The organism is Zoogloea dura, from assembly GCF_012927165.1.
GTDB lineage: Bacteria > Pseudomonadota > Gammaproteobacteria > Burkholderiales > Rhodocyclaceae > Zoogloea > Zoogloea dura.
Genome location: NZ_JABBGA010000006.1, coordinates 252,081 through 259,543 on the forward strand (window position 1 = coordinate 252,081; position 7,463 = coordinate 259,543).

General features: G+C 66.5%; 7 protein-coding genes. 4 read left to right on the forward strand and 3 right to left on the reverse strand.

Annotated features, from left to right (window positions below; all coding sequences use genetic code 11):
• Positions 1–117 precede the first annotated feature (117 nt).
• Positions 118–1,539 (forward strand): ATP-binding protein, encoded by a 1,422-nt coding sequence (locus tag HHL15_RS10365; RefSeq protein ID WP_169145681.1) that lies wholly within the window; start codon positions 118–120, stop codon positions 1,537–1,539.
• A 3-nt stretch (positions 1,540–1,542) separates the two neighbouring features.
• Positions 1,543–2,223 carry a response regulator gene (locus tag HHL15_RS10370; RefSeq protein WP_169145682.1) on the forward strand — a complete coding sequence of 227 codons (681 nt, stop codon included), beginning with the start codon at positions 1,543–1,545 and terminating at the stop codon, positions 2,221–2,223.
• A 20-nt stretch (positions 2,224–2,243) separates the two neighbouring features.
• Here HHL15_RS10370 and fur read toward each other — a convergent pair whose 3' ends face one another.
• Both fur and HHL15_RS10380 read right to left on the reverse strand, forming a co-directional pair.
• Positions 2,244–2,702 (reverse strand): ferric iron uptake transcriptional regulator, encoded by a 459-nt coding sequence (gene fur / locus HHL15_RS10375; protein ID WP_169145683.1) that lies wholly within the window; start codon positions 2,700–2,702, stop codon positions 2,244–2,246.
• Between the two features lie 160 nt (positions 2,703–2,862).
• Positions 2,863–4,332, reverse strand: coding sequence for an efflux transporter outer membrane subunit (locus HHL15_RS10380; RefSeq protein WP_169145684.1), 1,470 nt, complete (start codon positions 4,330–4,332; stop codon positions 2,863–2,865).
• A 230-nt stretch (positions 4,333–4,562) separates the two neighbouring features.
• Here HHL15_RS10380 and bfr (HHL15_RS10385) point away from each other — a divergent pair, with 230 nt between their 5' ends.
• Positions 4,563–5,051, forward strand: coding sequence for a bacterioferritin (bfr, locus tag HHL15_RS10385; RefSeq protein WP_169145685.1), 489 nt, complete (start codon positions 4,563–4,565; stop codon positions 5,049–5,051).
• 12 nt (positions 5,052–5,063) lie between these two features.
• On the forward strand, positions 5,064–5,537 hold the full coding sequence (gene bfr, locus HHL15_RS10390) for a bacterioferritin (protein WP_169145686.1): 474 nt from the start codon (positions 5,064–5,066) through the stop codon (positions 5,535–5,537).
• A 1,215-nt stretch (positions 5,538–6,752) separates the two neighbouring features.
• Here the strand turns inward: bfr (HHL15_RS10390) and HHL15_RS10395 are convergent.
• A partial coding sequence (locus HHL15_RS10395; protein ID WP_328825020.1) for a DUF6537 domain-containing protein occupies positions 6,753–7,463 on the reverse strand: 711 nt, incomplete at its 5' end.

Below are 7,463 nucleotides of genomic sequence, written 5' to 3' on the forward strand. Positions count from 1 at the left end.
AAAGCAAATGTGCAGAAAAATTGGAGATATTGTGGAGATGGGGCCACCCCCGTTGCCCTGCCTCGCGCTGTGCAGGCTTAATGGCATCCCCGGCCCCGCCATTGCGAACTCCATGCCATGAAACTCGGCATCACCACCAAAGCCTTTCTTGCCGTCCTGCTGGTCGCCCTCGCGGTGCTGCTGGCCATGGGGGCGGTCGGGCGCTGGAGCTTCACCCGCGGCTTCGTCGGCTACATGGACGAGCTGGCCCTGCAGCGGATGGAGGACGTGGTCCCCAAATTCGTGCGGGCCTACGGCCGCGAGGGCAATTGGGACTTCCTGCGCAACAACCGTCGCGCGTGGTTCCACCTGACCCGCCCACAGGCCGGCGATGAAGACCCGGCGCGCTGGAACGAGGACCGCGGGCCGCACAGCGGGCCCCTGGACATGCCGCCGGAGTCGGATCTCACCGGCGCGGTGTTCCGCCTCAGCCTGGTCGATGGCGAGCAGCGCTTCGTGATGGGCAACCCGATGGCCGCGGCCGAGGAGGGGGCGGTCAAGCGGGCCATCCTGGTGGACGGCCACACCGTGGGCTGGCTGGTGATGGCGCCTTTCCAGAAGGTCAGCGACACCGGCGCCCGGCGCTTCTACGACGAACAGCTGTTTGCCACCCTGCTGGTCGGCGGCATCGCCGCCCTGTTCGCGGTGGCGATCTCACTGTGGATCGCCCGCAGCCTGGTGGCGCCGATCAAGCAGGTTGCGGCGGCCACCCACCGTCTCGCTGCCGGTGATTACGCCGAGCGCGTGCAGCCCAGTTCAAACGACGAGGTCGGCCAGCTGGCCCGCGATTTCAACAGCCTGGCCCGCGCCCTGGAGGCCAATGAGCGCATGCGGCGGGACTTCATGGCCGATGTCTCCCACGAGCTGCGCACCCCGCTGGCCGTGCTGCGCGGCGAGCTGGAGGCCATGGAGGACGGGGTGCGCCCGATGGACGGCGAAGCCCTGCAATCCCTCAAGGCCGAGGTGATGAACCTGACCCGCCTGGTGAGTGATCTCAACGAGCTGGCCCTGGCCGACGTGGGCGCGCTGGTCTACCGCAAGACCCCGCTGGCCGTCGGCGAAGTCCTGGAGAGCACCGTTGGTGCCTTCCGGGAGCGCCTGATGGTGGCCGGCCTGGCCCTCAAGCTCGAGCTGGCCCCCGGGCTGCGCCTGGCTGCCGACGAGAGCCGCCTGCGCCAGCTCTTCCGCAACCTGGTCGAGAACACCCTGCGCTACACCGATCCCGGCGGCTGCCTGAAGGTGGTGGCGCGGCGGGAGGGCGACGAGGTGTGCATCGACTTCATGGATTCGGCTCCCGGCGTCTCCGATACGCTGCTGCCCCAGCTGTTCGAGCGCTTCTTCCGCGGCGAGGCCTCGCGCAACCGGGCCACCGGCGGCTCGGGGCTGGGCCTGGCGATCTGCCGCAGCATCGTCGAAGCCCACGACGGCAGCATCACCGCCCTTGCCTCGCCCCTCGGCGGGGTGTGGGTCGCCCTGCGTTTCCCGGCCCTGGAGCGCTGAAGCATGGACGTCGCACCCGCCTTCATCCTCATCGTCGAGGACGAACCCAAGCTGGCCGCCCTGCTGGGCGATTACCTGAAAGCCTCGGGGCACGAGACGGCGTGGATCGCCAATGGCCTGGACGTCATCCCGGCGATCCGTGCCCGCGAGCCCGACCTCGTGCTGCTCGACCTGATGCTGCCTGGCCGCGACGGGCTGGACATCTGCCGTGAGCTGCGCAGCTGCAGTGAGCTGCCGGTGATCATGATGACCGCCCGGGTCGAGGAGATCGACCGCCTGCTCGGCCTCGAGCTGGGGGCCGACGACTATATCTGCAAGCCCTACAGCCCGCGGGAGGTGGTGGCCCGCTGCAAGGCGGTGCTGCGCCGCAACCGCCGCAGCACGATGCCGGAACGGCAGGCCCTGCAGATCGACGAGAACGGCTGGAAGGTCAGCTACCACGGCATCGAGCTGGATCTGACCCCGGTGGAGTTCCGCCTGCTGCGCACCCTCTCCGCCGCGCCGGGGCGGGTCTTCTCCCGCGAGCAGCTGCTCGACGGCCTGTATGACGATCACCGCATCGTCACCGACCGTACGGTGGACAGCCACATCAAGAACCTCCGCCGCAAGCTCGAGCAGATCGCGCCGGAAGAACCCCTGATCCGCTCGATCTACGGGGTGGGCTACAAGTTCGAGGGGAGCTGAAGCGCCGCGCGCTTTTTGCCTCAGCCGCGGGATTCGGCCCGGGCCTTGGCCTGGCAGGCGGGATTGGAGCAGACGCCGTAGAGGGACAGCGCATGTTCGCGCAGCTCGAAGCCGCGCCGCTCGGCGATCTGCTGCTGGAGACGCTCGATCTCCGGATCGCAGAACTCCTCCACCCGGCCGCACATCATGCACACCAGGTGGTCGTGGTGTTGCCCCTCGTTCAGCTCATACACCGCCTTGCCCGATTCGAAGTAATGGCGGGTCAACAGGCGCGCCTGTTCGAACTGGGTCAGCACCCGATAGATGGTGGCGAGGCCGATCTCCTCGCCATCGGCGAGCAGGCTGCGATAGACGTCCTCGGCGCTGAGGTGGCGCTGCGTCGTCTGCTGAAAGAGGCGGAGGATGCGGATCCGCGGCCAGGTGGCCTTGAGGCCGCTGGAGTGGATGTCTTGCGCGTTGTCTGAAGCGGGTTTGTGCATGGGGCGGCTCGCGGCGGGTGAGGGAGCGATGGATTCGTGCGGCCCGTCCGGGCACTCGAAAGTCTGTTCGGATGTGGTTGATGATAATACTTATCATTAACCACATCCATAGGGTGGCGCTTGACCGGGAAAATCCGGGCGGATCAGGCTCTGCCGCTGCTCAAGGCGATGTTGCCTGCCAGCCACCGCCGAGGGCCTTGTACAGATCGACACTGCCCTGCAGACGGGCCTGGTGCAGCTGCAGCCGGATGTCCAGCGCCGTGAACGTACTGCGCTGCGCATCCAGCAGGGCCTGCAGATTCTCGGCGCCTGCCCGATAACGGGCTTCCGCCAGGCGCATCGAGAGCTGCGCAGCTTCCAGCTCGCGGGTCTGCGCGGTATGTTGCGCTTCGATACCGGCCAGCGTGGCCATGCTTCGCTCCACCTCGCCCACCGCATTGAGGATGGTTGACCGATAGGACGCCAGCAAGGCTTCACGGACAGCCATCGTCTCCTCCCGCCGTGCCTCCAGCCGGCCTGCATCGAAGATCGGTGCGAGCAGCCCGCCGGCAAGGCTGTAGAGCGGCGCGGAAACGGGCGCAAAGGTGGACGTGAGGCTGGCCGACAGGGACACGCGCGGCAGCATGGCGGCCCGCGCGGCGGCCACATTGGCGTTTGCCGCAGCGAGCTGGGCCTCGGCGCGGGCGATGTCGGGGCGGCGGGTGAGCAGCCCGGCGGGCAGGCCCTGGTGGATCGCAGGTGGCATCAGCCCGGCTGGATCCGGCAGCGTCAGGTCCAGCTCGCCGGGCGTCCGCCCCGTCAGCACGGCGAGGCGGGTCCGTGTCTCCTCGGTGCGTTGGCGGAGTTCGGCCGCCAGTCTCTCCTGGGCCGAGGTCAGGGTCTGCTGCCGGGCCACGTCGAGGGGGCTGGCCGCGCCCGCATCGCGGCGCGCCGTGACCAGACGCAGGATGCGCCGGGCCCGTTCAAGGCTTTCGTCGGCCAGCACCGCCCTGGCCTGCAGCACGCTGGTATCCAGCCACGCCGTGGCCGTGGCGGCCGACAGGCTCAGGGCCACCGCGTCCCGGTCGAAGGCGCTGGCCTTCGCCGTGGCGGCGGCTGCCTCGGACAGGCTGGAGAGACGGCGCCACAGATCCAGCTCGTACTGGGTCTGCAGGCCGAGGCTGCGCGAGGTATAGGTCTCCGTGCCTCCCTCGGTCAGCGCACTGCGCGCCTGCGCCGCGTCAACGCGGGCATCGAGGCTGGGAAACAGGCCGGCATGGGCCTGCCTGGCCTGGGCTTCGGCCTGACGCAGGCGGGCGACGGCCATCGCCATGTCCGGGCTGTCGCGCAGGGCCAGGTTGACCATGTGGCCCAGCCCGGGATCACCGAACCCCGCCCACCACGCTGCTACCGGCGCATCCGCATCCCGGTCGGGGGGGGCGTTTCGCCAATGCGCCGCGAGCGAAGGTGCTTCGGGACGCGCCGGGGCCCGTGGCGGGGTGGCGCAGGCTGCACAGAGCAGCCCGAGCAGGGCAAGCGCCGGCAGCCGGATCCTGCTTCTGCCTGCGGCCTGGCGTGCGCGGAGGCTGGCAGGCGACAAAGGCGCGGCGGAGGCCAGCCGGGCAGGGCAGTGAGCGGAAATGCCATCCATCGGAGAAGACGCGCAGAGTGGGGATATCCGTGGGCCGTTCGAGAGGGCTCAAGAGTGCATCCCGGATGCCTATCCCGCGTGAAAAACCCATCTGGAATGACCCGCGTGGCGTTGTCGAAGCGCGTGGATACGGAATCGCAGTTGAGATTCACTCACAATCGACACCTTAAACCTTGATCCCGGGGGCAAGTGATGCCAGCCTTGGAACATGATTCAATTGGAGAGCCCCCATGAAAGGCGATAAAAAGATCATTGCTATCCTCAACACCCTGCTCGCAGGAGAACTCACCGCGGTGGACCAATACCTGATCCACGGTGAGATGTACTCCGACATGGGCTTCGGCCGGCTGGCCGAGAAGGCCCTGCACGAGTCGGAGCACGAACGTCAGCATGCCCGCGCCCTGATCCAGCGCATCCAGTTCCTGGAAGGCGTGGCGATCGTGGACAAGCGCAACCCCCTGAATGTCGGCGACGGCGTGCCGGCCATGCTCAAGTCCGACCTGGCCCTCGAGTACCACGTGGTGGGCGAGCTCAAGAAGGCCATCGCCGCCTGTGAAAAAGCCGGCGATTACGTCAGCCGCGACATGCTGCTGGTGCAGCTTGAAGACACCGAGATGGACCATGCCTACTACCTCGAAAAGCAGCTGCGCCTGATCGATGCGGTGGGCCTGCACAACTACCTCCAGAGCCAGATGGGCTCCGGGGCACCCCAGGCTTGAGGAGGGCGGACGATGAAAGGTGACAAGAAGGTCATCAGCATCCTCAACAAGGTGCTGTTCAACGAGCTGACTGCGATCAACCAGTATTTCCTGCACGCCAGGATGTTCCGCAACTGGGGCTTCGAGCGGCTCAACGACTACAACTACAAGCAGTCGATCCGCGTCATGAAAGAGGCGGACGAGGTCATCGAGCGCGTGCTCTTCCTGGAAGGCCTGCCCAACCTGCAGAACCTCGGCAAGCTGCTGATCGGCGAGAACGTCGGTGAGTGCCTGGCCTACGATCTGAAGTATGAGCGCGAGGTCCAGCATCCCTTGCTGGTCGAGGCGGTGGCCCTGGCCGAGACCGAATCCGACTTCGTCAGCCGCGATCTGCTGCAGGAACTGCTGGAAGCGTGCGAAGAGTCCATCGACTGGCTCGAAACCCAGCTGAGCCTGATCGACACCGTGACCCTGCCGAACTACCTGCAGTCCCAGATCGAGGACTGAAGAAGCACGGTCAGTGCATCCTGCGGTGAGAGAAAGGCGGCCTGGCCGCCTTTTTCTTTGTGCGCGCCGGGCTGATTGGGGTGAGGCGCTTCCGGTGAAGGGTTTTCCGGCGCGTGGAGGCGATGTCGGCGGTGGTTTACTCAAATCCGCGGGTCGGGAATTGAGATCCGGTGGTCCGGATTTGAGATCTCGGCCCCGCGGAATTGAGATCCGGCAGCTCGGAATTGAGATCCGCGGTGCCGGATTTGAATAAATCGGCGCGAGAACTCAAATCCGGTGGGTCGGATGTCAGTTAACGGCCGCGTGATTTGAGTTAACGACTCCGAGAATTGAGATCCGGCGTGGCAGATTTGAAATCCGGAGCACCGGATGTCAAATCCGGAGGGCTGGATCTCAATTCCGGGGAGCGAGATCTCAAATCTGCGGTGCGAGATCTCAAGTCCGGCACCCCGGCATCGAGATCTGGGTGAAGCTGAGAGCCGGCGGCTTTCCTTTTTTCAGCGTTGGATTGGCCGGGATTTCGCCCCGGCGGGCGACCCCTTTCTTTGCGTCGCCAAAGAAAGGGGGAAAGAAAGGCGACCCGGCTTCCCCGGTCGTTCGCGTTGCGAACGACTCCCCTGCGCTGCTCGCATCGGGCGGCCGGCGCGGAACTCGTCGGCTGCGCCTCCTCAGACAGCCGCGCCGGAAAGCCCCGCCCGATACTCCGCTGCTCGGCGGGTCAGAACGGGCTTTTCGCAAACACCGCGCGTTTGCTGAAGCAGGGCTCGATGATCAACGCAAAAGCAAACCCCAAGGCCTCGCACCCGCCGGTCTTTCCGTAAAGGCTCGGTGCTTGGCCAAAGCCCGTTCCGACCCGCCGAGCAGCGGAACGGCAGGCGGGGTAGTCCGGCGCGGCTGTTTGAGCCCGCAGGGCGAGTTCCGCGCCGGCCGCCTGGCGTGAGCAGCGCAGGGCAGTCGTTCGCGCAGCGAACGACCGGGGAGGCGGGTCGCCTTTCTTGCTTACTTCTTTGGCGAAGCAAAGAAGTGAGTCGCCCGCCGGGGCGAAATCCCGGCCAATCCAACGTAAAACAAAGGAAAGCCGCCCAGCAACGCCACCACAGGCGACTGAAGCCCCCATTCCGCCCCCCCACACAACAAAGCCTCTCTTGCCTTGCGGCAGAGAGGCTTTGTTGTGATACAGGGTGCAGGGGCCCGTCACCCCCGCACCATGGCGGCTTACGCCCGCTTCATCATCACCACCTGCGTGGGATTCCTGAAGGCCGCCAGCCGCTCCGCCTGCAGCACCCGGGCCTTGGCCAGGTTCTTCTCCTTCACGTGCCCATAGCCCCGCACCTCATCCGGCCAGGCCGCCAGTGCAGCGGCGGCCGAGTGGTTGGCGTGGGTCAGCTGGCCCACGATCTCGTCGAGCTGGCGGATGTACTCCTCGATCAGGGCCCGCTCCATGCGCCGCTCTTCGGTCTTGCTGAAGAGATCCAGCGCGCCGCCGCGCAGGTGCTTGAGCCCGGCCATGCGCTGGAAGGCCTTGAACATCCAGGCGCCGTACTGCTTCTTCTGCAGGTGGCCGGTCTTCGGGTCCTTGTCGGCCAGCAGCGGCGGGGCCAGGTTGTACTTGACGCTGTAGCCGTTCGGGAACTGGGCATCGAGTTCGGCCAGGAAGGCCGGGTCGGTGTGCAGGCGCGCCACTTCGAACTCGTCCTTGTAGGCCATCAGCTTGTACAGGTTGCGCGCGGCGGCCTCCGACAGGGCGGTGGCGCCGGGCAGGGCCTTGTGCTCGGCGGCGACGACGCGCTTGATCACGTCGGCGTAGCGCTTGGCATAGGCTTCGTCCTGGAAGGCGATGAGTTCCGCGACGCGGATTTCGGCCAGACGCTTCACTTCGCCGTCGGCACCGATGGACTCGACGATGGCGCGGGCGGCGGGGCTGAG

What these genes read in the sequence shown, in the direction of transcription:
- HHL15_RS10365 (WP_169145681.1), top strand. Translation starts at nt 118, where the DNA reads ATGAAACTCGGCATCACCACCAAAGCCTTTCTTGCCGTCCTGCTGGTC.
- HHL15_RS10370 (WP_169145682.1), top strand. Translation starts at nt 1,543, where the DNA reads ATGGACGTCGCACCCGCCTTCATCCTCATCGTCGAGGACGAACCCAAG.
- fur (WP_169145683.1), bottom strand. Translation starts at nt 2,702, where the DNA reads ATGCACAAACCCGCTTCAGACAACGCGCAAGACATCCACTCCAGCGGC.
- HHL15_RS10380 (WP_169145684.1), bottom strand. Translation starts at nt 4,332, where the DNA reads ATGGATGGCATTTCCGCTCACTGCCCTGCCCGGCTGGCCTCCGCCGCG.
- bfr (WP_169145685.1), top strand. Translation starts at nt 4,563, where the DNA reads ATGAAAGGCGATAAAAAGATCATTGCTATCCTCAACACCCTGCTCGCA.
- bfr (WP_169145686.1), top strand. Translation starts at nt 5,064, where the DNA reads ATGAAAGGTGACAAGAAGGTCATCAGCATCCTCAACAAGGTGCTGTTC.